The 21,245-nt window shown below is 70.2% G+C and carries 20 protein-coding genes; 8 read left to right on the top strand and 12 right to left on the bottom strand.

Features of this window, described 5'->3' with window-relative positions; all coding sequences use genetic code 11:
• Window positions 1-11 precede the first annotated feature (11 nt).
• On the bottom strand, window positions 12-1,574 hold the full coding sequence (locus tag IEW01_RS07140; RefSeq protein WP_229738132.1) for a proton-conducting transporter transmembrane domain-containing protein: 1,563 nt from the start codon (window positions 1,572-1,574) through the stop codon (window positions 12-14).
• A 100-nt stretch (window positions 1,575-1,674) separates the two neighbouring features.
• Between IEW01_RS07140 and IEW01_RS07135 the strand changes: the two genes are divergently transcribed.
• Together IEW01_RS07135 and IEW01_RS07130 are read left to right on the top strand one after the other, a co-directional pair.
• The gene (locus tag IEW01_RS07135; protein ID WP_188526932.1) at window positions 1,675-2,547 is read left to right on the top strand and encodes a LysR family transcriptional regulator; all 873 of its coding nucleotides are present in this window, start codon (window positions 1,675-1,677) and stop codon (window positions 2,545-2,547) included.
• 134 nt (window positions 2,548-2,681) lie between these two features.
• Complete coding sequence (locus IEW01_RS07130) at window positions 2,682-3,953, top strand: MFS transporter (RefSeq protein WP_188526931.1); 1,272 nt, start codon at window positions 2,682-2,684, stop codon at window positions 3,951-3,953.
• Window positions 3,954-3,977: 24 nt separating this feature from the next.
• Here the strand turns inward: IEW01_RS07130 and IEW01_RS07125 are convergent, their stop codons facing one another.
• The gene (locus IEW01_RS07125) at window positions 3,978-4,751 is read right to left on the bottom strand and encodes an ion channel (RefSeq protein ID WP_188526930.1); all 774 of its coding nucleotides are present in this window, start codon (window positions 4,749-4,751) and stop codon (window positions 3,978-3,980) included.
• 273 nt (window positions 4,752-5,024) lie between these two features.
• On the opposite strand from IEW01_RS07125, the gene IEW01_RS07120 reads away from it, so the two are divergent.
• Genes IEW01_RS07120 through IEW01_RS07110 form a run of 3 tightly spaced genes read left to right on the top strand, consistent with a single transcriptional unit; the run spans window position 5,025 to window position 7,415 of the window.
• Window positions 5,025-5,465 carry an ATP-dependent zinc protease family protein gene (locus IEW01_RS07120; protein ID WP_188526929.1) on the top strand — a complete coding sequence of 147 codons (441 nt, stop codon included), beginning with the start codon at window positions 5,025-5,027 and terminating at the stop codon, window positions 5,463-5,465.
• 1 nt (window position 5,466) lies between these two features.
• On the top strand, window positions 5,467-6,372 hold the full coding sequence (rimK, locus tag IEW01_RS07115) for a 30S ribosomal protein S6--L-glutamate ligase (RefSeq protein ID WP_188526928.1): 906 nt from the start codon (window positions 5,467-5,469) through the stop codon (window positions 6,370-6,372).
• A complete protein-coding gene (locus tag IEW01_RS07110) occupies window positions 6,372-7,415 on the top strand; it encodes a succinylglutamate desuccinylase/aspartoacylase family protein (RefSeq protein WP_188526927.1) in 1,044 nt (347 codons plus the stop codon). Before rimK ends, IEW01_RS07110 begins: the two co-directional genes overlap by 1 nt.
• A gap of 33 nt (window positions 7,416-7,448) precedes the next feature.
• Here the strand turns inward: IEW01_RS07110 and IEW01_RS07105 are convergent, their stop codons facing one another.
• Window positions 7,449-8,660 carry an NnrS family protein gene (locus IEW01_RS07105; protein ID WP_188526926.1) on the bottom strand — a complete coding sequence of 404 codons (1,212 nt, stop codon included), beginning with the start codon at window positions 8,658-8,660 and terminating at the stop codon, window positions 7,449-7,451.
• Window positions 8,661-8,883: 223 nt separating this feature from the next.
• On the opposite strand from IEW01_RS07105, the gene IEW01_RS07100 reads away from it, so the two are divergent.
• Complete coding sequence (locus IEW01_RS07100) at window positions 8,884-9,300, top strand: RrF2 family transcriptional regulator (RefSeq protein WP_188526925.1); 417 nt, start codon at window positions 8,884-8,886, stop codon at window positions 9,298-9,300.
• Between the two features lie 66 nt (window positions 9,301-9,366).
• Here the strand turns inward: IEW01_RS07100 and IEW01_RS07095 are convergent, their stop codons facing one another.
• The 9 genes from IEW01_RS07095 to IEW01_RS07055 form a co-directional block, all read right to left on the bottom strand.
• On the bottom strand, window positions 9,367-10,287 hold the full coding sequence (locus IEW01_RS07095) for a calcium/sodium antiporter (RefSeq protein ID WP_188526924.1): 921 nt from the start codon (window positions 10,285-10,287) through the stop codon (window positions 9,367-9,369).
• Window positions 10,288-10,483: 196 nt separating this feature from the next.
• On the bottom strand, window positions 10,484-11,185 hold the full coding sequence (locus tag IEW01_RS07090) for a VIT1/CCC1 transporter family protein (protein WP_188526923.1): 702 nt from the start codon (window positions 11,183-11,185) through the stop codon (window positions 10,484-10,486).
• Window positions 11,186-11,203: 18 nt separating this feature from the next.
• Window positions 11,204-13,117, bottom strand: a complete 1,914-nt coding sequence (locus tag IEW01_RS07085) for a heavy metal translocating P-type ATPase (RefSeq protein ID WP_188527392.1) — start codon at window positions 13,115-13,117, stop codon at window positions 11,204-11,206.
• A gap of 21 nt (window positions 13,118-13,138) precedes the next feature.
• Window positions 13,139-14,113, bottom strand: coding sequence for an FAD:protein FMN transferase (locus IEW01_RS07080; protein ID WP_188526922.1), 975 nt, complete (start codon window positions 14,111-14,113; stop codon window positions 13,139-13,141).
• On the bottom strand, window positions 14,094-16,301 hold the full coding sequence (locus IEW01_RS07075; RefSeq protein WP_188526921.1) for a PepSY domain-containing protein: 2,208 nt from the start codon (window positions 16,299-16,301) through the stop codon (window positions 14,094-14,096). Before IEW01_RS07075 ends, IEW01_RS07080 begins: the two co-directional genes overlap by 20 nt.
• Window positions 16,302-16,312: 11 nt before the next feature.
• Complete coding sequence (locus tag IEW01_RS07070) at window positions 16,313-16,783, bottom strand: DUF2271 domain-containing protein (RefSeq protein ID WP_188526920.1); 471 nt, start codon at window positions 16,781-16,783, stop codon at window positions 16,313-16,315.
• 38 nt (window positions 16,784-16,821) lie between these two features.
• Window positions 16,822-17,244, bottom strand: coding sequence for a hypothetical protein (locus IEW01_RS07065; RefSeq protein ID WP_188526919.1), 423 nt, complete (start codon window positions 17,242-17,244; stop codon window positions 16,822-16,824).
• Window positions 17,245-17,410: 166 nt separating this feature from the next.
• Window positions 17,411-18,736, bottom strand: a complete 1,326-nt coding sequence (locus tag IEW01_RS07060) for a ferredoxin reductase family protein (protein WP_229738130.1) — start codon at window positions 18,734-18,736, stop codon at window positions 17,411-17,413.
• A gap of 22 nt (window positions 18,737-18,758) precedes the next feature.
• Window positions 18,759-19,091: a PepSY domain-containing protein gene (locus IEW01_RS07055; protein ID WP_188526917.1), complete on the bottom strand. Its 333-nt coding sequence runs from the start codon at window positions 19,089-19,091 to the stop codon at window positions 18,759-18,761.
• Window positions 19,092-19,236: 145 nt separating this feature from the next.
• Between IEW01_RS07055 and IEW01_RS07050 the strand changes: the two genes are divergently transcribed.
• On the top strand, window positions 19,237-19,896 hold the full coding sequence (locus tag IEW01_RS07050) for a response regulator transcription factor (RefSeq protein ID WP_188526916.1): 660 nt from the start codon (window positions 19,237-19,239) through the stop codon (window positions 19,894-19,896).
• A complete protein-coding gene (locus IEW01_RS07045; protein WP_188526915.1) occupies window positions 19,893-21,233 on the top strand; it encodes an ATP-binding protein in 1,341 nt (446 codons plus the stop codon). Before IEW01_RS07050 ends, IEW01_RS07045 begins: the two co-directional genes overlap by 4 nt.
• Window positions 21,234-21,245 lie beyond the last annotated feature (12 nt).

Below are 21,245 nucleotides of genomic sequence, written 5' to 3'. Positions count from 1 at the left end.
AACCCTTTCGTTCAGCGCGATTTCACGACGCGCAGCCCGCCGATCAGACGATCGAAGACCGCGTTGAGATAGAGGCCGTTGGCCAGGTGCACCCTGATCCCGGCCGTCGACGGGTGATGCGCCCAGAGCGGAAACAGCGCCTGCCCCACGGCGACCACGGCAAAGGACAGCACCGCCAGCGCGATCAACGCCCATTCCAGCGGTCCGGGCGCGGGCGGGGCGGGCAGATGCGGCCCCCAGAGCGCCCCGGCGGCGGCGTGGAAGCCGAAATAGGCCACTGCCGCGGCGAAGGCGGCCCTGACCGTGCGCCGGGTCAGTGCCCGCGGCGCGGTATCGGCAAGCCCCTGTGCCACAAGGTAGGCCACGCCGAAGATAAGGATCGCGCCAAGGCTGAGCCCCTGCGCCGATTTCGGTCCGACCAGCACGGAGAACCCGGTGGCAACGACCGCGTAGAGCACCAGCGCGAGCGCGAAGGCCCGGATCACCGCCGCGATCCCCGGCACCGCGACCGGGCCGGGCCGCCGCAGCTGCGCCACCGCCGTCACCGCCCCGCCCGAGGACAGGAAGGCATGCGCCTTGTAGAGCGAATGGGCGACGATATGCAGAACCGCCAGCGGCCACAGCCCGAGCCCGATCTGCATCAACAGAAAGCCCATCTGGCTTACCGTCGACCAAGCCAGCGCCGTTTTCACCGCGCTCTGGGTCAGCATCACCACCGCACCGAACAGCGCCGTTATCCCCCCCAGCATGAGCAGGGCGGCCATCGCGCCGGGGCTGGCCTGAACCACCTCGGCGAGCCGGATCAACAGGAAGCCGCCGGCGTTGATGATCCCGGCGTGCAGCAGCGCCGAGACCGGCGTCGGCGCCTCCATCACCTCGGTCAGCCAGCCGTGCATCGGGAACGAGGCGGTCTTGAGCAGCGCCGCGATTACGAGCAAGACCACCCCGACCTGCGCCGCGAGCGGCAAGCCGTCGCGCGCGGCGGCGCCGAGGGCGGCAAGGTCGGCGGTAGCGAAGGCCCACCACAGCAGCGCCGAGGCCAGCACCAGCGCCACGTCGCCCATGCCCCAGACCAGCGCCAGCTTCGCCGCCGCCCGCCGCGCCTCGGCCCGCTCGCCGTGGAACAGGAGCAGCCGCCGCAGCGCGCGCCCGACCGCGAAGAAGGCCAGGATCAGCACCGCGAGGCTGCCCGCCTGCACCAGCACCAGCACCGCCGCCAGCGCGAGCGACATGAAGCCGTGAAACGCCCCCTCGCGCGCCGCGCCGTCGAGGTAGCTGCGCCCGTAGCGCATCACCACCCAGCCGACGAAGGCGACCAGCAGGGTCATCGTCGCGCTGATCGCGTCGAGCCGGATCGCGAGCCGCAGGGCGCCGTCGCCGAGCGCGACGGTGGAGGGCCCGGCGAGCAGGAGCTGCGCCACCCCGGCCAGCGCCAGCGCCAGCGCCGCCAGCGCGGCGGTTTCGGCGAGGCGCGGCAGATGCTTCGGGCGCGGGCCGGGGCGAACCATCGCCAGCGCCGCGGGGGCGAGAAACAGGATCGGCGCCATCAGGCCGAGGGGGGGAAGGGATATCATCGCGCAATCTCCGGTTCGGGCGGGTTGCCGCGGAGATACCGGTTGCGCTCCTTCTATAAAATTACATATATTATCACCAATCGTTCTACTGGCTAGAAGTATGTCCCGTCTCAATCTCCACCACCTGCGGCTGTTCCGCGCCGTTGCGATGGACGGAACCCTCACCGGCGCGGCGCGGCGGCTGAACCTGTCGCAATCGGCATTGTCGACCCAGATCAAGACGCTCGAAGCCGCGCTCGGTCACGACCTGTTCGAGCGGCGCGGGCGCGGCCTCTTGCTGACCGAGGCCGGGCGCATCGCGCTCGACCATGCCGAGGCGATCTTCCGCACCGCCGAAGACCTCACCGCCACCCTGCGCGAGACCGGCGGCGGCCGGCAGGCCCTGCGCGTCGGGGCGCTGGCCACGCTCTCGCGCAACTTCCAGATGCAGTTCCTGCGCCCGCTGATCGGCCGGCGCGATGTCGAGGTGGTGCTGCGCTCGGGCTCGCAGGGCGAGCTGCTGCGCATGCTCGACGCGCTCGCGCTCGACGTGATCCTCACCAACCTGCCCCCGGCGCGCGATGCCGCCAGTCCCTGGCTGATCCATCCGATCGCCGAGCAGCCGGTCAGCCTGATCGGCACGCCCGCCCGGGTTGGCCCGGCCCCGCGTGCCCTGCCCGACCTGCTCGCCGAGGAGCCGTTGATCCTGCCCACCCCGGAAACCGCGATCCGCGCCGGTTTCGATGCGCTGACCACCCGGCTCGGCGTCTCTCCCGCCATTGCCGCCGAGGCCGACGACATGGCGATGCTGCGCCTGCTTGCCCGCGAGAACGCCGGGCTCGCGGTGATCCCGCCGATCGTCGTGCGCGACGAGCTTGCGGCGGGCGTGCTGGTCGAGGCCGCGCAACTCGACGGGATCAAGGAAACCTTCCTCGCCATCACCCGCGCGCGCCGCTTTCCCAACGCCTTGCTGGCGGAAATCCTGTCGGGATAAGCCCCGCGCGGCCGCGGCAATGATCCCGATGGCATTCCCGGCGCTTTTCGCCGATGCTCGCCGGAAACCCGCACGGGCGGCGCGGCGCGGGGCGCCACCGGCCGCCCGCACCGATCGAGACTGGAGCCCGTCACATGGCGATGAAACAGATGTTTTCCGTGGTCACCGGGGCCGATGCCGACGACATCCGCCCCGGCGAGGCGCGCAACGGGGTGATCCACGTCGCGGCGCTCACCCTCACCAAGACCGCCGACGCCCTGATCGACCCGAAGCTTGTGCTGTCGTGGCTCCTGACGGCGCTGGGCGCGCCGGGCGCGATCATCGGCGCGCTGGTGCCGGTGCGCGAAGCCGGCGCGCTGCTGCCGCAACTTGCGCTCGCGCGCCGGGTCGAGGCCAGCCCGCAGCGCAAGCGGTTCTGGGCCGTGGGCAGCGCGGTGCAGGGGCTGGCGGCGCTGGGAATCGCGGCGGCGGCGTTGTTGTTCGAGGGCGCGCTCGCGGGCGGGTTGATCCTGGCCTCGCTCGCGGTTCTGGCGGTGGCGCGCTCGGCCGCCTCGGTCAGCTACAAGGACGCGCTGGCGCGCACCATCGCCAAGCGCCGGCGCGGCGCGATCACCGGGCTCGCCGCCTCGGTCGCCTCGGTTTCGGTTTTCGGCGTGGGCCTGCTGATGGCGACCGGGATTTTCGAGATCGCCGTCGCGCCGCTCGCCGCGATCATCGCGATCGCGGGGGCCGCCTTCCTGTTCGCCTCGGCCATATTCATCGCCCTGCGCGAACCGCGGAACGGCGCCGCAACCGGCAACGATGACGGCTCGTTCGCCGCGCTGGTCGCGCCGCTGTGGACCGATGCGCAACTGCGCCTGTTCGTCGCCGCGCGCGCCGCCCTCGCCGTCACCGCGCTGGCGCCGCCGTTCATCGTGATGCTGTCCACCGCCTCGGGACGCACCGCGCTGGACGAACTCGGCCCGCTGGTGATGGCCTCGACCGCCGCCTCGGTGCTGGCGTCCTACATCTGGGGGCGGTTCTCGGACCGCTCCAGCCGGCAGACGCTGATGGCGGCGGGCGGGCTGGGAGCGGCGGCCTTCGCCGTGATCGGCGGGCTCGGCCTGGCGTTCGACGGCCTTGGCGGGGCGCTCGGGGCCGCCGCCGCGATCTTCGCCGCGCAGATCGCCTACGAGGGCGTGCGCGCCGGCCGCAAGCTGCACCTGACCGACATGGCGGAGGATTCCTTCCGCGCCCGCTATACCGCCCTGTCCAACACCCTGATCGGGGCGGCGCTGCTGGCCGGTGGCCTGTTCGGGCTGGCCGCGGACCTGTTCGGCCCGGCCCCGGTGTTGCTCGCCTTCGCGGTGATCGCCGCGCTCGGCGCAGGCCTGGCGCGCGGCCTCGACGAGGTGCAAGCAGAATGAGCCGGCGCCGCCACCGCGGCGCGATCAATCGCTGCCCTCGGTCTCGATCTTCAGCGGCTCGCCGCAGTGCTTGCAGTGAATCGCGTCGGGTTCATGCCGGTTCAGCCCGCATTCGGGGCATTTGTACTTGATCTTCGACGGCTGGAAGATCGCCCGGGCGAGCTGCACGAACAGCGCCACCCCCACGACCATGATGAGCACGGCCAGCAACTTGCCGTGCGGCGTGGTCATGGTGATATCGCCGAACCCCGTCGTGGTCAGCGTCGCCACGGTGAAATAGAGCGCGTCGATATAGCCCTCCAGCCCCGACTCCTCCTCGAAGGCGAGGACGAAAACGAGAGATGTCGTCACGAAGAGGAAGACGAAGAGGTTCACCGCGGCCAGGATCGCGTCCTCGTGGCGCCGGAAAAACAGGCTCTCGCGCCGGAGGTCACGCAAGAGGTGGTAGGCATGGATCAGCCGCAGCCCCCTGAGCACCCGCAGGAAGCCGAGGCTCTCGGCCAGCAACGGGCCGAGCACCAGCGAGGTGATGACGATCAGGTCCGCGATGTTGTAGATCCGGGTCAATTCGCGCCGCCGGTTTTCCGAAATCCAGAACCGGGCCGCGAGATCCAGCAGGATCAGCAGGCCCAGACCGATGTTCACCGCCATCATGTAGTCTGTTGCGGGCAGCGCCGCCGTGCCGATGAAATAAAGGATCGTCACGGCATCGAAGGCGATCAACCCATAGCGGAACCTGCGGGCGCGCTGGCTCTGGCCTTTGTAGAGAAGGCGAATGGTGCGATGAAGTTCTTTCATGAGATGACGATAACGCAGATTCGGGCGACAAGGCACCATGGACTTGATCTTGAACAGCCTCGCGAAGTGCTTCGCGCGGCGGCGGCGCCGCGGCCCACCCGGCCGCGACCGATCGGCCGGGCCGGCGGGTGACCCCCGGTATCCTCACGAAAACAGGCGACGATGTCGTTTTTCCGGGGTATGCGGCGCAAATCGACGGCACCAGGCACCCTCGGGATGTCACAGGGTCGGCCAGAAGGCGTCCCTCCTCGCCCCCCGCAGCGGAACACAGCGATGCACAGGAAACCGACCGTCATAGGCTGGCGGGAACACGTTGCCCTGCCGGAGCTCGGCCTCGACCGGATCGACGCCAAGATCGACACCGGCGCGCGCACCACCGCGCTGCACGCCAGCCGCATCCGCATCTTCGAGCGGGACGGTGAGCCTTGGGTCGAGTTCCATCCCGAGCATGACCGGCTGGACGATGCACGGCTTTGCCGCCTGCGCCTGCATGACCGGCGCGCCATCACCAACACCAGCGGCGTGCCGCAGGACCGGGTTATCATCCGCACCCGGCTTCTGATCGCCGGGCACAGGATTCGCATCGAGGTGTCGCTCGCTGACCGGGCCGACATGACCTTCCCGATCATCATCGGGCGTTCCGCCTTGCGTCGCGCCCGGCTTCTGGTCGACAGTGGCCGCTCCTGGCTCACCACACCCGCACAAGGAGACTGAGATGAAAATCGCCATGCTTTCGCGCGCGCCGACCCTGTATTCGCACAAGCGGATCAAGGAAGCAGCGCTGGCTCGCGGGCACGAGCTGGACATCATCAACACCACCCGGTGTTACATGAACATCGCCTCGCGCCGGCCCGAGATCTATTACAACGGTGAAAAGCTGCCGCTCTACGACGCGGTGATCCCGCGGATCGGCGCCTCGGTCACGTTCTACGGCCTCGCGGTGCTGCGGCAGTTCGAGATGATGGGGGTCTACCCGGTCAATGAAAGCGTGGCGATCGGGCGCTCGCGCGACAAGCTGCGCTCGATGCAGCTGCTGGCGCGCGACGGGATCGGCCTGCCGGTGACAACCTTCGCGCATGATCCGAAACAGACCGACGAAGTGGTCAGGATCGCCGGCGGCGCGCCGATGGTGATCAAGCTGCTGGAAGGCACCCAGGGCATCGGCGTGGTGTTGGCCGATACCGACCGCTCGGCGAGGTCGGTGATCGAGGCGTTCCGCGGCGCCGGCATCAACATCCTCGTGCAGGAATTCATCAAGGAAGCCGGCGGCACCGACATCCGCGCCTTCGTGATCGGCGGCAAGGTGGTCGCCGCGATGAAACGCACCGGCGCCGAGGGCGATTTTCGCTCCAACCTGCATCGCGGCGGCAGCGCGCAGGTGATCAAGATCAGCCCCGAGGAACGCTCGACCGCGTTGCGGGCGGCCAAGGCGATGGGCCTCAACGTCTGCGGCGTCGACATGCTGCGCTCGAACCACGGGCCGGTGGTGATGGAGGTGAACTCCTCTCCCGGCCTTGAAGGCGTGGAGAAGGCCACCGGCAAGGACATCGCCGGCATGATCATCGAGCACATCGAGAAAACCGCCATCCCAGGCAAGACCCGGACCAAGGGCCGCGGCTGATGGCAAGGCGCAAGCCGTTCCAGATCGGCGATCAAACCGTCGCGCCGGGGACGCGGCGCACGATCGACCTGCCGGTCAGCGTGCTGTCGGACCACACGCCGGTGACGATCTCGGCCCATGTCATCCACGGCCGCCGCGACGGCCCGGTGGTGTTCGTCAGCGCCGGGGTTCACGGCGACGAGATCATCGGGGTCGAGATCGTGCGACGCCTGCTCGGGATGCCGAACCTGAAAAGCCTGCGTGGCACGCTGATCGCCGTGCCGATCGTCAACACCTTCGGCTTTCTCAACCATTCGCGCTACCTGCCCGACCGGCGCGACCTGAACCGCTGCTTTCCCGGCACCGAGGGCGGCTCGCTGGCGTCGCGGCTGGCGCGCATCTTCATGACCGAGATCGTCGCCCGCGCCGACCTCGGGATCGACCTGCACTCGGCCGCGGTGCACCGCACCAACATGCCGCAGGTCCGGATCTCGCCCGACAACCGGGAAACCCTGCGCCTGGCCCGGGTGTTCGGGGCGCCGGTCATCCTGCGCTCGCGGCTGCGCGAGGGCTCGCTGCGCGGCGCGGCCAAGGAGGCCGGGGTGGATGTTCTGCTGTTCGAGGCCGGCGAGGCGCTGCGGTTCGACGAAATGGCGGTGCGATCGGGGGTCAGCGGCATCCTGCGCGTGCTCAGGGACCAGGGGATGCTGCCGGCCAAGGGCATCTCCAAACCCAAGCGCAAGCCTTTGCTTTCCAAGTCCAGCCATTGGCTGCGCGCGCCGCAGGGCGGGTTGCTGAGGTCCTTCAAATCCGAGGGCGACATGGTCAAAGCCAGCGAAACCCTCGCGATCGTGTCCGATCCCTTCGGCGAGGTCGAAATCCCGGTGGTCACGGATCTCGCCGGGTTGATCGTCGGCCGCACGGTGTTTCCCAGCATCAACGAGGGCGACGCGCTGTTCCACGTCGCCCAGGTCGCCGATGCCGAAGAGGCCGAGGAAACCCTGGAATACCTGTCGTCCCAGCTGGAAGATGATCCGATGTTCGACGAGGACGGGATCATCTGAGGCCGAGCCCCGCGCGCCGCCGCGGGCGACCGCTCAGCCCGCCGGTCTCGGTCTCGGGCGCAGGAGCAGGAGCAGGCGCCCGTAGACGATGGCATAGCCGCCAAACGCCGCGATCCAGCCCAGCCCCGACAGAACATGCAGCGCCGTCGCCGCCTCCGGCCAGTGCCCGGCGGCGACCCGGCCCAGAACCGCGATGACGATGGCGGCATAGATCGCCACGGTTCCCGGTCCCGCCGTGAGGGCCTTCCCGGTATGGCCGAGTGTCGACCGCGTCATCACCGCCAGGGTCATCAACCCGACCGCCCCCGCCATCCAGACATGCTGCGCCGCGGCCATGCCGACCAGTCCGGGCGCGAGCGTCTCGGCGCCGAGCGCCAGCGCACCCAGCGGCAGGAACAGGTATCCGACATGAAGCACGGTCAGGAGGGGTTCGGCCATGGTCCGATCCCCCGCCCACCTGGCCAGCCGCAAGAGCTGCAGCGCCCCGGCGAGCAGCAGCACCGCCCCGGTCAGCGCATGGGCCGGCGCTGCGGTCCACAGCAGCAGCGCCGCCAGCAACACCGCGAGCGCCATCTTGTCGAACCCCTGCATCGGCGGCACCGGCAACCGCCCGCCGCGCCGCTGCATCAGCCAGTTGCGGGTGAAGGCCGGCACGATGCGCCCGCCGATCACCGCGATCATCATGATCGCGGCCGCCAGCCCGATGCGCAGCCCGGCGCCCTGGGCGGCGTAGTCCAGCCGCGCCGCCTCCCAGTGGAAGACCGCATTGGCGAGGGTGAAGACCGCGACCATGCCCAGCACGATCAGGTTGCGCCAATTCCGGCCCAGCACGATCTCACGCCCGGTGGTCAGCGCTAGGGCGAGCGGAAAGGCCAAGTCGACGAGCGCGACGAAGACCGGGGCAAACCAGGCCGAAACCGCCACCGCCAGCCGCCCCAGCAACCATAGCGCGGCCAACCCCGCCAGCGGCCAGCCCACGATCGGCAACCGCCCGGTCCAGTTCGGCACCGCGGTCAGCAGGAACCCCGCGACGACCGCGCCGAGGTAGCCGAAGAGAAATTCATGCGCGTGCCAGCTGACCGGATCGAAGGCCGTCGGCAGGGTCACCGCGCCGCTCAGCATCGGCAGCCACAGCGCCATGGCAAGCACGGCCCAGATCGCGGCACCGAGGAAGAACGGCCGGAAGCCGTAGCTGAAAAGCACCGGACCTTTCCAGGCCCGCATCCGATCGGCAGTCTGGGTCATGCGGGCGCGCCTTTCGGAGGGAGACCGGCGGTCAGGGCGCGGGCCTTGCCGCGGCGGTGGACCCTGCCAAGAGGGTCTTTCGTGGCGGCCATGCCTGCGGGGCGCGATCCCCGGCCTGATGCGGGATGTCTCATGCCGGATCCTTGCGAAAACCTGTTTGCAAACGAGTCTAGGGGCGCTAATAAGTATTGTAAATGCCTATTCCAACGGGATGCCAGCGACCATGCGCCTCACTTCCTTCACCGATTACGGGTTGCGCATGTTGATGCGCATGGCCAGCGACCCCGACCGGGCCTTCTCGACGGCGGACATGGCCGACGAGTTCGGCCTGTCGCGCAACCACCTGGCCAAGATCATGCAGCACCTCGCGCGCGCCGGCCTCGTCGAGACGCGCCGGGGCGGCGGCGGCGGCGCGGTGCTCGCCCGCGCGCCGGGGGAGATCCGGCTCGGTGCCCTGATCCGCCTGCTCGAGGAGGGCCAGGTGCTGGTCGAATGCCTCGCGCCCGGCACCAACGACTGCACGCTTGACGGCCGCTGCCGGTTGAAATCACGCCTGCGCTCGGCCGAAGCCGCGTTTCTCGCCGATCTCGACCGGTCCACCCTTGCCGATCTTGCCCTCGACCAGCCCACCGCGAATTGACGGGCCCTGCCCGTCCCGCCGCGCGGCCGCCGTCGAAGGCTCACCGCCCCGGGCGCATCGCGGGCCCTACCCCTGCGCCGCCCAGAGATAGCCGGCGTAGCCCGACAGCATCGCCAGCCCGATCCAGCGCCCGATCACCGGTCGGGTCAACAGCAGGACGGTGAGCACCAGCCCGACCGCGATCATCGCCGGCAGGTCGAAGGTCAGGAACCGCGACGCCACCGGGATCGGCGTGATCAGCGCGGTGACGCCGAGGATGCCCAGCAGGTTGAAGATGTTCGACCCGACGATATTTCCGATCGCGATCTCGGATTGTCGCCGGAAGGCCGCGATCAGCGATGTTGCCAGTTCCGGCAGCGAGGTGCCGACGGCGACGATGCTCAGGCCGATGAAGGCTTCCGAAACGCCATATCCGCGGGCCACCGCGACCGCGCCATCGACCAGGAACCGCGCGCCGAACATCAGCGCGACGAGGCCGGCGACGACCCACAGGACCGAGTTCAGCGTGGAAGGCGGGATGGGCATCTCGATCTCCGGCGCCAGCGCCGCGCCGGAACTGCGGTAGGCCCGGACCAGGTAGGCCACCAGACCCGCCACCAGGATCAGCCCCGCGAGCCGGCCCACCTGCCCAAGGGCGAAGGCCGGCACCAGTGCCAGCGCCGCCGCCATCATCACCAGGGTATCGCGGCGCAGGGTCGAGCCGGTGACGCGGATCGGCCAGACCATCGCCGAAATGCCGACGATCAGCAGCGAGTTGGCGATGTTCGACCCGATCACGTTACCGAGCGCGATGTCGGGCACGCCGCGCCACGCCGCGTCGACCGAAACGAGCAGCTCGGGCGTCGAGGTGCCGAAACCCACCACGGTGAGGCCGATCAGCAGCGGCGAGATCTCGAGGCGCCGGGCGATCCCGACGCTGCCGCGCACCAGGGCCTCGCCGCCGAAGAACAGGCCGATCAACCCGGCAAGAATATAGAGATAATCCACGACACCCCCGCGCGGGCGGCCGATCCACCCTCGCGCTCGACTTGTGCACGCCCGCCCGCGCCCGCAAGGTGCCGGTCCGACAAAAGCGGCCGCGCGACCGGGGCCGGCGCCCCATGCCCTCGCGGCAGGGCGATCGCCCCGGCCCTCTGCCCGGGTGACCGAAGCGGTTGTTGCGCAGGCCCCCGGCGGCCCCGGCCTAGCCGAGCGTGACGCCGAAAACCATGCCCACCCCCGCGGTCGCCGCCATGGCAAGCGCGCCCCAGAAGGTAACCCGTATGGCGCCCTTGACGATGCCCGCGCCCCCGACGGATGCGCCAAGCCCGCCCAGCACCGCCAGCGCGACCAGGGTCGTGACCGCGACGCTGAGGGTGATCGAGGCGGCCGGCACGAAGGCGGCGATGAGGACCGGGATCACGGCCCCGACAGCGAAGGTTCCCGCCGACACCAGGGCCGCCTGGATCGGACGCGCGGTCACCGTTTCCGAGATACCGAGCTCGTCGCGCGCATGGGCGCCGAGCGCGTCTGCCTCGGTCAGCTGGATCGCGACCTCGCGGGCGAGCCCTTCATCGAGCCCCCGGCCAACGTAGATCCGCGTCAGCTCCTCGAGTTCCGCCTCGGGCGTTTCCTCCAGCTCGCGGGTTTCGCGCGCAATGTCGGCCTGCTCCGAATCCGCCTGCGAACTGACCGAGACGTATTCGCCGGCGGCCATCGACATCGCTCCGGCCACGAGCCCGGCAAGACCGGCGATCAGGATCTCCTCGCGCCCGGACCCCGCCGCGGCGACCCCGACCACGAGGCTCGCGGTGGAGACGAGGCCATCGTTCGCCCCGAGGACGGCGGCGCGCAGCCAGCCGATGCGATGCACCATGTGAATTTCTGAGTGGGGCAACTTGTTCATCTGAATGGGCCTTTCGGGCTATGCGGCGGTGGGTGTCGGCCCGGCCGACTGGCGGGGCTCTGAATCGGCCGGGCCGGCGATGAGCTGATCCGCCTGCGCCGGAACGATCCGCAGCGCCCGCAATGCATTCAGGATGACCGCCACGTCGATCACCTCCTGCAGGAGCGCGCCCTGCACCGGGGTCAGGTAGCCGAAGGCGGCGGCGATCATGCCGAGCACCGACAGGCCGATCCCGGCCACGACGCTCTCGAGCGCGATCCGGCGGGCGCGTTGCGCGATTTCGATCCCCGGCAGAAGGCGATCGAGGTGATCGACCAGCAGCACGACGTCGGCGGCCTCGGCCGACGCCGCAGCGCCGCGCGCGCCCATCGCCACGCCGATATCGGCGGCGGCCAGCGCGGGCGCATCGTTGACGCCATCGCCCACCATCATCACCGGGCCGTTCTTGCGCTCGGTCAGAACCAGGAGCACCTTCTGATCGGGGGTCAGGCCGGCGCGCAGGGCATCGAGCCCGAGCCCCTCCGTCACCGCCTCGGCCACGGCGCGACGATCCCCCGTCGCCAGCAGGATCCGGTCGATCCCGAGGCCGCGCAGCCCCGAAAGCAGGTCGGTCGTGCCCGCGCGCAGCGTGTCGGCCATCACCAGGTGGCCCGCGAGCTTGCCGTCCAGCGCGAGCGACACGACCACCGCCCCCTCGTCGACAACCGCGCCGTCCGGATCGGCAACGCCCACCTGCGCGGCGACGAACCCGGCGCCCCCGACGACAACGCTTCGCCCGTCGACGCTGCCCGCAACGCCTTCGCCGGGCGTTTCGACCACGTTTTCGGGCACCGGCAAGGTAATGCCGCGCGCCGCCGCCGCCTCGACGATCGCCTGCGCGATCGGATGTTTCGAGGCCTGGTCGAGCGCGGCGGCGAAATAGAGCACCTCGTCCCCGGACAGCGCGCCGAGCCGGTCGATTGACACGATCTGCGGCCGCCCGCCGGTCAGAGTGCCGGTCTTGTCCAGCACCAGCGTGTTGATCCGGGCCAGCGCTTCGAGCGGTTTCGCCCCCTTGATGAGAACTCCGAAATGCGCCGCCCGCGAGAGCCCGGCGACCAGCGCCACCGGAACCGCGAGGATCAGCGGACAGGGGGTGGCAACCACCAGCACCGCGACCGCGCGGATCGGGTCGCCGGTGAACCACCAGGCGGCCGTTGCCAGCGCCACGGTGACGGCGAGGAACAGCAGCGAATAGCGATCGGCCAGCCGGGCCATCGGCGCCTTTGACTTCTGCGCCGCCTCGACCAGCCGGACGATCCCGGCATAGGTGCTGTCGGCCGCCCGCCGCGTGACGCGCAGATCAAAGGCCTCGCCCGCGTTGGTGGCGCCGCTCAACACCTCCTGCCCCTGCTCGAGCCGCACCGGCATCGACTCGCCGGTCAGGGCCGACTGGTCGAGCATCGCGCGCGCGCTCTCCACCGTCCCGTCCACCGGCGCCACCTCGCCCTGCCGGATCAGGAGCAGCTCGCCCGGCGCGATCTCGTCCAGCGGCACCTCGTCGAGCGCGCCGTTGCGGTGGCGGGTGGCGGTGCGCGGCACGCGCGACAACAGATCGCTCATCTCTCGCCGGGCGCGGCCTTGCGCGAAACTCTCCAGGAATGTCCCGCCCGAATACATCAGCGCCACGACCGCCGCCGCCAGCGTTTCGCCGAACACGAGCGCGGCCGACATCGACAGCGCCGCCACGATATCCAGCCCCACTTCGCCCTGCCGCAGGCTGCGCACGATCTCGACGCAAAGCGCCGCCAGAACGGGCACGACGCCCGCCGTCCAGGCGATCCCGGCAAGGCCCGGCGGCCCGACGAGCCAAAGCACGAGGCCCGCCACCAGGCCAAGCAGCGCCAGCCCCAGCAGGGCGAGGTGCAGGCGATCACCAAAGAGGGGCGTCATCATGGCGGGCATGTCCCGGCGTTAACCCACGCGCTCGGGGGCGGGGTGGGTCTCGAACAGCGGCCCCACCCGCGTTTCGCGAAGCTCGTCGCCCTCCCGGTCGATGAAGAGCGCGTTCAGCCCATGTCTACGCGCCAATGCCCTGCCCTCCAAGCTTCCTTTCACCATCAGGGCCGTCGCCCAGGCATCGGCCTCGGCGCAGCTTCGGGCAACGACCGTGACCGAGGCGGGCACGGCGGGCACCGGCGCGCCGCGCTGCGGATGCATGGTGTGCGACAGGCGGCGGCCCTGCACCTCGACCCAGTGGCGGTAATCGCCCGAGGTCGCCACGGCGGCATCCTCAAGCGCGAGAACCGCATGGGGCGCGCGGCGGTCGGGATCGGGCGCCTCCACCGCGATGGTCCAGGCGTGCCCGTCGGGGCGAAGCCCGAGCGCGCGCATCTCGCCGTCGATGCCGACGAGCCCGGCGTCGAGGCCGAAGGCGCCGAGCGTCTCGGCCAGCCGGTCGACGCCATGGCCCTTGGCGATGCCGTTCAGGTCAAGCGCAAGCGGCCGCGTCTTTCGCACCAGGCCGGTCGTCGCGTTGATCTCCAGCGCGAAATGGGCCGGCACCCTTTCGGCCGTCATCGCGGCGCGAATATGCTCGGATCTGGCCGCGCCCGGTCCGAAGCCCCAAGCCGTCACCGCGTCGCCCAGACCGATGTCGAAGGCCCCGTCCGAGGCGCGCCCGATCTCGAGCCCGCGCCGCAAGACCGCGCCCAGTTGCCCGGGCACCGCCAGCCACGCACCCACCGGCGCCGCGTTGAGACGCATGAGGTCGCTGTCGGGCTTCCAGGTCGACATCTGCCCGTCCACCTCGTCGACGGCCGCCTGCAGCGCCGCGCGCAGCGGCGCCGGGTCGAACCCCGGCGGCGCGAAGACCGTGGCCTGCCAGCGCGTGCCCATGGTCGGGCCGTTCAGCGCGTGGCGCACCCAATCAGTAGACATCCTCGACATATCGCCCCTCCGCCTTCAGCCCCGCGGGCGTGAGCCCCGCCGGGGCAAGGATCTCGGCCATCGCGTCGGACACGCCCGCCGCCATCTCGCGCCCGCCGCAGACCATCACCCGCGCGCCGTCGCGAATCAGCCGGGCCACCTCGCTGGCCTCGGTGCGCAGCGCGTCCTGCACATAATGCCGCCGGGCACCGCGGGAGGCGGCGGTGACAAGCCGGGCCAGCTGGCCATCGTCCTGCCAGGCGGGCATCTCTTCGCCGTAGAGAAAATCGCTGTCGTGGTGGCGCATCCCGAAGAAAAGGTGGATGGGCCGCCGCCGCGCATTGCCGCGCACGAACCCCGCCAGCGGGCCGATGCCGGTGCCTGCGCCGATCAGGATCAGCGGCGCGCGGCCCCGGTCCGGCCGGAACCCCGGGTTGCGGCGCAGGAAGGCGGTGACCGTGTCGCCGCGCTCCAGTGCCGTGAGCTGGCCCGAGCAGAGCCCGCCCGGCTGCTTCTTCACCACGATCTCGACGAACCCGTCGCGGCGCGCCGAGGCAAGCGAGTAGAGCCGTGGCACGGCGCTGCCTTCGGGCAGGATCCCGATCAGGTCGCCCGCGTTGAAGCGCGCAAAGCCCACCCCGGTCAGACGCTGCCAGGGGCGCGCCCTCGGCAGGGCGAAGCGCAGGATCGCGGTCGGGGCCTGCATCGCGGCGCCGTAATCGCGGCGCGAAACCAGCGTAAGCGTCTCGGTCGCGGGCGGAACCGGCTGGTGGTCGAGGTTCAGGTCGATCCCCAGAGCATTCCCGAGCGCCCGCCCCCAGCGCGCGAAATCCTGCGGCGACTGGCGATCAACGGTGTCGAGCGGCAGGAGTGCGCGCCACCCCTTCGCCTCCGCGGCCGCCGCGACGGCCTTGGCGAAGCCGCAAAAGGCGGGGAAGCTCCGGTCGCCGAAGCCGAGCACGGCCAGCGCCGCGCCGGGCGCGCGGTCGCGCGCCGCCAGACGGTCGAGGAAGCCCTTGGCCGAGGCCGGTGCGTCGCCATCGCCGTAGGTTGCGGCGAGGACGATGATCCGCTCGGCGCGCGCGTAGCGGTCCGGCGCGAAAGCCGACATCGGCGCCGCATGCACGCTCTGCCCGGCTTGCGTCAGCGCGGCGTGGAGCGTGGCGGCAAAGCCCCAGGTGCTGCCGCCCTCGCTGCCGACGAGCAGGATCGTATCGGCCCGGCCCGCGGGCTGGTTGGCGCGAATGCGCGGCCGGGCGCGCCGCCCGGCGAGCCAGATCAGCACCCCGGTCGCGCCCATCAGCGGCACGCCGAGCGCCATCAGCCCGAGCACCAGCCCGAGCGTGGCGGCGCCCTGCCCGGTGTGCAGCATGTAGATGGTTTCCGACACGCGCGCCCACCCGGTCGGCGCGGCCCAGCTCAGCAGCGCCCCGGTGCCCTGGTCGAGATACCCGGTCCCCCGATCCGTTTTCAGCTTGAACACGTCGGTCGCGTCGCCGGGATAGGGAAAGCTCAGCGCCCGCAGCTCGGCGACCGGCGTCACGGCAAGCGTGGCAAGGTCGTTCAGCGCCACCCCCGTCTCACCGCTCACGTCGGCCGGGAACGCGGGCGTCGCGCCGGCATCGGGCAGGAGATCGAAGGTTGACGCCGTCATCCACAAGGCGGTGGCCGACGACAGGGCGAGGCCGATCACCGCAATCCGCGCGATCTCGACGTGCAGCCGGCCCGAAAGCGGCCCGCGCAACCGCGCGAACCAGTGCCGCCAGCCGCCAGCGCGCCTTGCCACCAGCGCCGCGCCCGAGAGCGCCAGCACCAGCATCGCCGCCGCGCCCGCCGCCATGGCGATGCGCCCGCCGTCGCCGAGAAACAGCGACCGGTGCAGGTTGGTGAGCCAGCGTTCCGCCGGGTTGGGGTCGGCCGAGGCCACGCCCCGGCCGGTCGCGGGGTCGATCACGGCGGCGCCGGGCGCGCCCTGATCGAACCAGTAGGCGGTGATCCGCCCCGAGGGCGCGCGGCGGATCTGCTCGAGGCCCGGATAAGCGGCCTTGATGCGTGTCGCGAGCGCGGCGACGGTCTGGCCCGCCTCGGCGCGCGGCGCGGCAAGCCGCTCGGCGGCGGGGAAGACCGACAGCGCCGCGCCGCTCAGGCTGAGCACGGTGATGAGCGCCAGGGCCAGCAGACCCGGCCAGCGATGAAGAGCGCGGATCATGGCCTGTCTCCTCACATGTCGTAGGCGAAGCTTGCGACGTAGCGCCGCCCGGCCACGGCTTTGCCCGCGCCATCGGTCGTCAGAGGCACCGCGACCTCGTTGGGGCTGTCGCGCATGTCTTCGACGGCGGCGTCGATGTGCAGGCTGTAGCCCGCATCGAACAGGGCGTCGGCGAGGTCGAGCGTGATTTCGAGCGTCCGGCCCGCGCCCACGCTGGCCCCGGAGATGCCATTGATCTGGGCGGTGTCGCCGCCGGTGGCGCGGTGCCAGTCGGTCAGGTGCTCGTAGTATTTCGATTTGCCGCCGGCCATCCAGAGGCTGCCCAGGTAGGCGCCGGACGCGTCGGTGACGTAGAGCGCGAGGTATGCGCCATCGCCGCCATAATTGTTGAGGGTCGTGGTCAGGGTGACCGGCCGCGCCATGGCGAGGCCGGGCAGCGTCAGCGCCGTGGTGAGCGCGAGCGTTGAGAGGAGCGTTTTCATCGGGTCGGTCCTTGTTCGTTGCGGTGCGTCGGGGAAGCTCAGTTCACCTGAACCTGCGGCGCGGCGCCGGTTGCGAAGAGCCCGTTCTGCGGCGGTTCGACGGTGCCGGCCGGCGCGGCGTTGGCGGCGGCATCGCCACAATCGTCGTCATCCTCGCCATGCTCATCATCGTCGTCGTCGTCATCGTCGTCATCATCATCGTCGTCGTCGTCGCAGTCGTCGTCATCGTGGTCGTCGTCGTGACCACGCCGCGTGTTTTCGCGGTAGCCGCGCTCGTCATCGTCATCATCATCGTCGTCGCTGGCGAGGACGAAGGGCAGCGCCTGCGCCGCGTCTTCGAAGATCGCCGTGAAGGACCGGGGGCTGCCGTCGGCGGGCGCGTGCATCGCGCTCCAGGCCGGCAGTCCGACTGCGGCCGTCAGCGCGGTGGAGGCAACGAGAAGGGTGAGGGTTTTTCGCATGACAGGATCTCCTTTTTCATCTGCTGAACCCAATCTGCGGAGTCGACCTGAGTGGTTCCTGACGGCGCGACGATTCCTTCTTCAGCTTGCTGTCAGGAAGCGAAACGCCCCGCCGCAATGGCGGGGCGCGTGGCGCTGTGCGAGCTTGCGAGCCGGGCGCCACTTCTCAAGCGAAGTCGAAATGCTCAAAGCGCACCCGTCGCGGCGACTGGCCAAGGGCCTTCAGCCGCTTGAGGAGTCCGTCCTTCAGACCCGTCGGGCCGCAGAACCACAGATCGGCCTCGGCGATCGTGAACGGGACCGTTTCGATCATGTGCTCGGCCGTGAGGCGCCCATCGCGCGCGGTCGCGACCACCTGATAGCTGAACCGCGGGTTGCGCGCCGCGGCCGCTTGCAGGATCTCCACCCCGATCGCGTCCTCGGGGTTGCGAACACTGTAGACGAGGTGAATATCGCGCCGCTCCGCCGCCACCAGGCTCTCTGCCCAGGCCAGGAACGGCGTGATGCCGATGCCGCCTGCCAGCCAGACCTGGCGCGCGCCGCCCTTGCGGAAGTCGAACCGGCCATAGGGGCCTTCGAGGTGCACGCTCATGCCCTCGCGCAGGTGGTCGGGCAGACGCCGGGTCCAGCCACCGGCCGCCTTGATCGAGAGGGTCAGCGCACCGTCGGGGCGCGGCGCGCTGGCGATGGTGAAGGGGTGCGGCTCGGACAGACCCGCCTGCGGCGCGCGCATGAAGGCGAACTGCCCCGGCCGCCAGCGCATCGCCCGGCCTTTTGGGCTGAGCGTCACCGAGGTGGTGTCGCCGTGGCGGCTGATCGCGCTGACCGTGAACGCCCTGCGCCGCAGCTGCGGGGCGACGAACTCGGTATGGACCCAGGCGATTATCCCGGCGAGGCCGAAGCCGTTCAGCAGCAGCGAAAGCGACGTGTCGGCCCCGGCCGGCATGTCGACGAAAAACTGGTGAAACACCACGATGGCGAACAGGACGCCCATGAACCGATGGCTGAACCGCCAGAGCTGGTAGGGAATCTCCAGCCCGATCAACGGCAGGCGCCGGAACCAGCTGATCGCGATCAGGGCCAGCAGCGCGTTGAAGGCGACCTCGCCGGCTTCTTCGGCCAACTCGCCCAACCCGGTCTCGCGCACCGTGCGCTCGAAATCGGGTTCGACCTGCTGGTGCAGGATCATCAGCACCAACGCAGAGATGCCCAGCCACTTGTGGATCCGGTAGATCCGGTCGAGCCCGCCGAACAGGGGCTCCAGCAGCCGCGGGCGTGCCGCGAGGATCAGAGTCTGGCCCATGGCCACCACGGCGGCGGCCCCCAGGCCGATGCCAATCGCCGCCTCCGATCCGTAGGCTGCGTAGGTGGTGAACCCGAGACCGCCCGCCAGAATGCACGGCAGCGCGACCAGCAGGATACCAACCAGGTTCAGGCCGCGCCCAAGGGCGGGAAACCACGGGATCAGCCGGCCGGCGGACGCAAGGCGCATGGTCCTCGCCTGGTCCGGCGCATCAGTCATCTTCTGGCTCGTCCCGATCCCCGTGACCGCGATCGTCGTCCTCCTCGTCCTCGTCGTGATCCTCGTATTCGAACTCGATCACCTCCAGCGTGGCGGGATGAACCGTCACCTCGATCCGGCGCCCTTCGGCATCAAGGCCGTCGATCTCGTAGCAGCCGTCGTCGATCTTGATGCGGCGCACCTCCCAGCCGTTCTCCTCGGCAAGGCGCGCAACGGCATCGCGCGGCTGCCAGTCGGCCATCGGAACGAAGCAATCATCGTCGGCCAGCGCCGCGCCGGTCGGGAAGACCGCCAGAAAGCCGAGAATTGTCAATGTCTTCTTCATGGGCCAAACTCCTCGTTGCGGCCATCTTGAGCCCCCTTCTGCGCGGTGAAGCTGACAGGAGCCTGAAGCGGCGCACCGGCCGGCGTCAGTTTCGCGTCAGCCTGACGGTTCATGGAGGGGCACAGAGCAAGGAACGGGAACAGCCATGCGCATTCTGCTGATCGAGGACGACACGGTTCTGGGCACCGCCGTGCGCGACCAGATCGCCGGCGATGGCCAGTCGGTCGATTGGGTCACACGGCTCGACTCGGCGACCGACGCGGTGCGCGGCACGGCCTATGACCTGATCCTGCTCGACCTGATGCTGCCGGACGGCCGCGGCATCGGCTTTCTGAAAAGCCTGCGCGCGCGCGGCGAGGTGACCCCCGTCATCATCCTGACCGCGCTCGACCAGGTTTCGGACCGGATCGAGGGCCTCAACGCGGGCGCCGACGACTACCTGGTGAAACCCTTCGACCTTGCCGAGCTTTCCGCCCGGATCGGATCGGTCGCCCGGCGTTACAGCGGCAACCCCAACCCGATCGTCACCCATGGGCCGCTCGAGATCGACCTCGCGGCGCGCAGCATCCGCCGCGATGGCAAGCCGGTGCAGTTGACGGCGCGCGAATGGGCGCTGTTCGAGGCCTTCCTGTCGCGCCCCGGCCAGTTGCTGTCCAAGGCGCAGCTGGAGGAAAAGCTCTACGCGTTCAACGCCGAGGTGGAGAGCAACACCATCGAGGTTCATGTCAGCCGGCTACGCAAGAAGCTGGGGCCGCAGTTCATCGAGACCGAGCGCGGCATGGGCTATCGGCTGGGCAAACCATGAGGCTGCCGCGAAGCCTGCAGGCCCGGCTCGGGCTGTCGCTCGGTGTTCTGCTGACCGTGCTGTGGATCGCCGCGGCCTCGGTCACATCGCTTGTCCTGCGCGGCGAGATCGACGAGGTCTTCGATTCCTCGCTTCAGGAAACCGCGCAGCGCCTGCTGCCGCTGGCGGTGGTGGATATCGTGGGGCGCGAAGACGATGGCGTGACGCAACGGCTCGGCGCGATCCGCGCGCATGAAGAATACTTCACCTACATCGTGCGTGACGCCGAGGGGCGGATCCTGCTGCAGTCCCATGCCGCGGACCCCGCGGTGTTCCCCGCCTATGACGGCCCCGGCTTTCGCCAGACCGCGACCCACCGGATTTACAACGACGACGCCCTGCAGGGCACGATCCGGATCACCGTCGCCGAGCCGCTGGAGCACCGCGCCGCCGTCGTGCGCGAGATACAGATGGGCCTCGGGCTGCCGCTGCTGATCGTGGTGCCGCTGGCGCTCTTGTCGATCGTCGTCGCGGTCCGGGCCAGCCTCGCGCCGCTCAGACGTTTTCGCGAACGGCTGGACGCGCGCCATGCCCGCGACATGTCGCCCGTGCCGGGCGATGACATCCCCTCCGAGATCGCGCCGGTCGCGGCCACCCTGAACAGGCTGCTCGACCGGCTCAAGGCCACGTTCGACGCCGAACGCAGCTTCGCCGCGAACGCCGCGCATGAGCTGCGCACGCCGCTGGCCGGCGCCATCGCGCAGGCACAGCGGCTGCAGTCGGAAACCCGCGATCCGGCCGCGGCGGCGCGGGCGGCCGATATCGAGGCCACGCTGAAGCGACTGACCCGGACCTCCGAACGCCTCATGCAGCTGGCAAGAGCGGAAGGCGGACAGCTTCGGCTGGATCGCAGCACCGACCTCGGGATCGTGCTGCGCATCGTGGTCGAAGACATCGCGCGCGGACTTGCGCCCGGCCGCATCGCGCTGTCGCTGCCGCCGGCGCCGGTGATGTCGGACCTAGACCCGGATGCCTTCGGGATCCTGTGCCGAAACCTGGTGGAGAATGCCGTGCGTCACGGCGCGCAAACCGCCCCGGTCGAGGTGCGCCTGTCCGAGGAAGGCGAGTTGATCGTCGCGAACGAGGGGCCGGTGCTGCCCGTCGAGACCCTTGACCGCCTGACCACCCGCTTCGAGCGCGCCGGGGCCAGCCCCGACGGCAGCGGGCTGGGCCTCGCGATCGTCGCCGCCATCGCCGATCGTATCGAGAGCCGGCTGGTTCTGAGGTCGCCCCGCTCCGGCGCGTCCTCGGGGTTCGAGGCCTCCATCAAGGTGCCGGTCGACGATCTGACCACTTAGGCACCGGGCGGG

Origin of the sequence: Sinisalibacter lacisalsi, assembly GCF_014640115.1 — a bacterium.
In the GTDB taxonomy this organism is placed as follows: Bacteria; Pseudomonadota; Alphaproteobacteria; order Rhodobacterales; family Rhodobacteraceae; genus Sinisalibacter; species Sinisalibacter lacisalsi.
The sequence above is the reverse complement of the archived record's forward strand: the minus strand, read 5'-3'. Positions and strand labels throughout refer to the sequence as shown.

What these genes read in the sequence shown, in the direction of transcription:
- IEW01_RS07140 (WP_229738132.1), bottom strand. Translation starts at nt 1,574, where the DNA reads ATGATATCCCTTCCCCCCCTCGGCCTGATGGCGCCGATCCTGTTTCTC.
- IEW01_RS07135 (WP_188526932.1), top strand. Translation starts at nt 1,675, where the DNA reads ATGTCCCGTCTCAATCTCCACCACCTGCGGCTGTTCCGCGCCGTTGCG.
- IEW01_RS07130 (WP_188526931.1), top strand. Translation starts at nt 2,682, where the DNA reads ATGGCGATGAAACAGATGTTTTCCGTGGTCACCGGGGCCGATGCCGAC.
- IEW01_RS07125 (WP_188526930.1), bottom strand. Translation starts at nt 4,751, where the DNA reads ATGAAAGAACTTCATCGCACCATTCGCCTTCTCTACAAAGGCCAGAGC.
- IEW01_RS07120 (WP_188526929.1), top strand. Translation starts at nt 5,025, where the DNA reads ATGCACAGGAAACCGACCGTCATAGGCTGGCGGGAACACGTTGCCCTG.
- rimK (WP_188526928.1), top strand. Translation starts at nt 5,467, where the DNA reads ATGAAAATCGCCATGCTTTCGCGCGCGCCGACCCTGTATTCGCACAAG.
- IEW01_RS07110 (WP_188526927.1), top strand. Translation starts at nt 6,372, where the DNA reads ATGGCAAGGCGCAAGCCGTTCCAGATCGGCGATCAAACCGTCGCGCCG.
- IEW01_RS07105 (WP_188526926.1), bottom strand. Translation starts at nt 8,660, where the DNA reads ATGACCCAGACTGCCGATCGGATGCGGGCCTGGAAAGGTCCGGTGCTT.
- IEW01_RS07100 (WP_188526925.1), top strand. Translation starts at nt 8,884, where the DNA reads ATGCGCCTCACTTCCTTCACCGATTACGGGTTGCGCATGTTGATGCGC.
- IEW01_RS07090 (WP_188526923.1), bottom strand. Translation starts at nt 11,185, where the DNA reads ATGAACAAGTTGCCCCACTCAGAAATTCACATGGTGCATCGCATCGGC.
- IEW01_RS07085 (WP_188527392.1), bottom strand. Translation starts at nt 13,117, where the DNA reads ATGACGCCCCTCTTTGGTGATCGCCTGCACCTCGCCCTGCTGGGGCTG.
- IEW01_RS07080 (WP_188526922.1), bottom strand. Translation starts at nt 14,113, where the DNA reads ATGTCGAGGATGTCTACTGATTGGGTGCGCCACGCGCTGAACGGCCCG.
- IEW01_RS07075 (WP_188526921.1), bottom strand. Translation starts at nt 16,301, where the DNA reads ATGATCCGCGCTCTTCATCGCTGGCCGGGTCTGCTGGCCCTGGCGCTC.
- IEW01_RS07070 (WP_188526920.1), bottom strand. Translation starts at nt 16,783, where the DNA reads ATGAAAACGCTCCTCTCAACGCTCGCGCTCACCACGGCGCTGACGCTG.
- IEW01_RS07065 (WP_188526919.1), bottom strand. Translation starts at nt 17,244, where the DNA reads ATGCGAAAAACCCTCACCCTTCTCGTTGCCTCCACCGCGCTGACGGCC.
- IEW01_RS07060 (WP_229738130.1), bottom strand. Translation starts at nt 18,736, where the DNA reads ATGCGCCTTGCGTCCGCCGGCCGGCTGATCCCGTGGTTTCCCGCCCTT.
- IEW01_RS07055 (WP_188526917.1), bottom strand. Translation starts at nt 19,091, where the DNA reads ATGAAGAAGACATTGACAATTCTCGGCTTTCTGGCGGTCTTCCCGACC.
- IEW01_RS07050 (WP_188526916.1), top strand. Translation starts at nt 19,237, where the DNA reads ATGCGCATTCTGCTGATCGAGGACGACACGGTTCTGGGCACCGCCGTG.
- IEW01_RS07045 (WP_188526915.1), top strand. Translation starts at nt 19,893, where the DNA reads ATGAGGCTGCCGCGAAGCCTGCAGGCCCGGCTCGGGCTGTCGCTCGGT.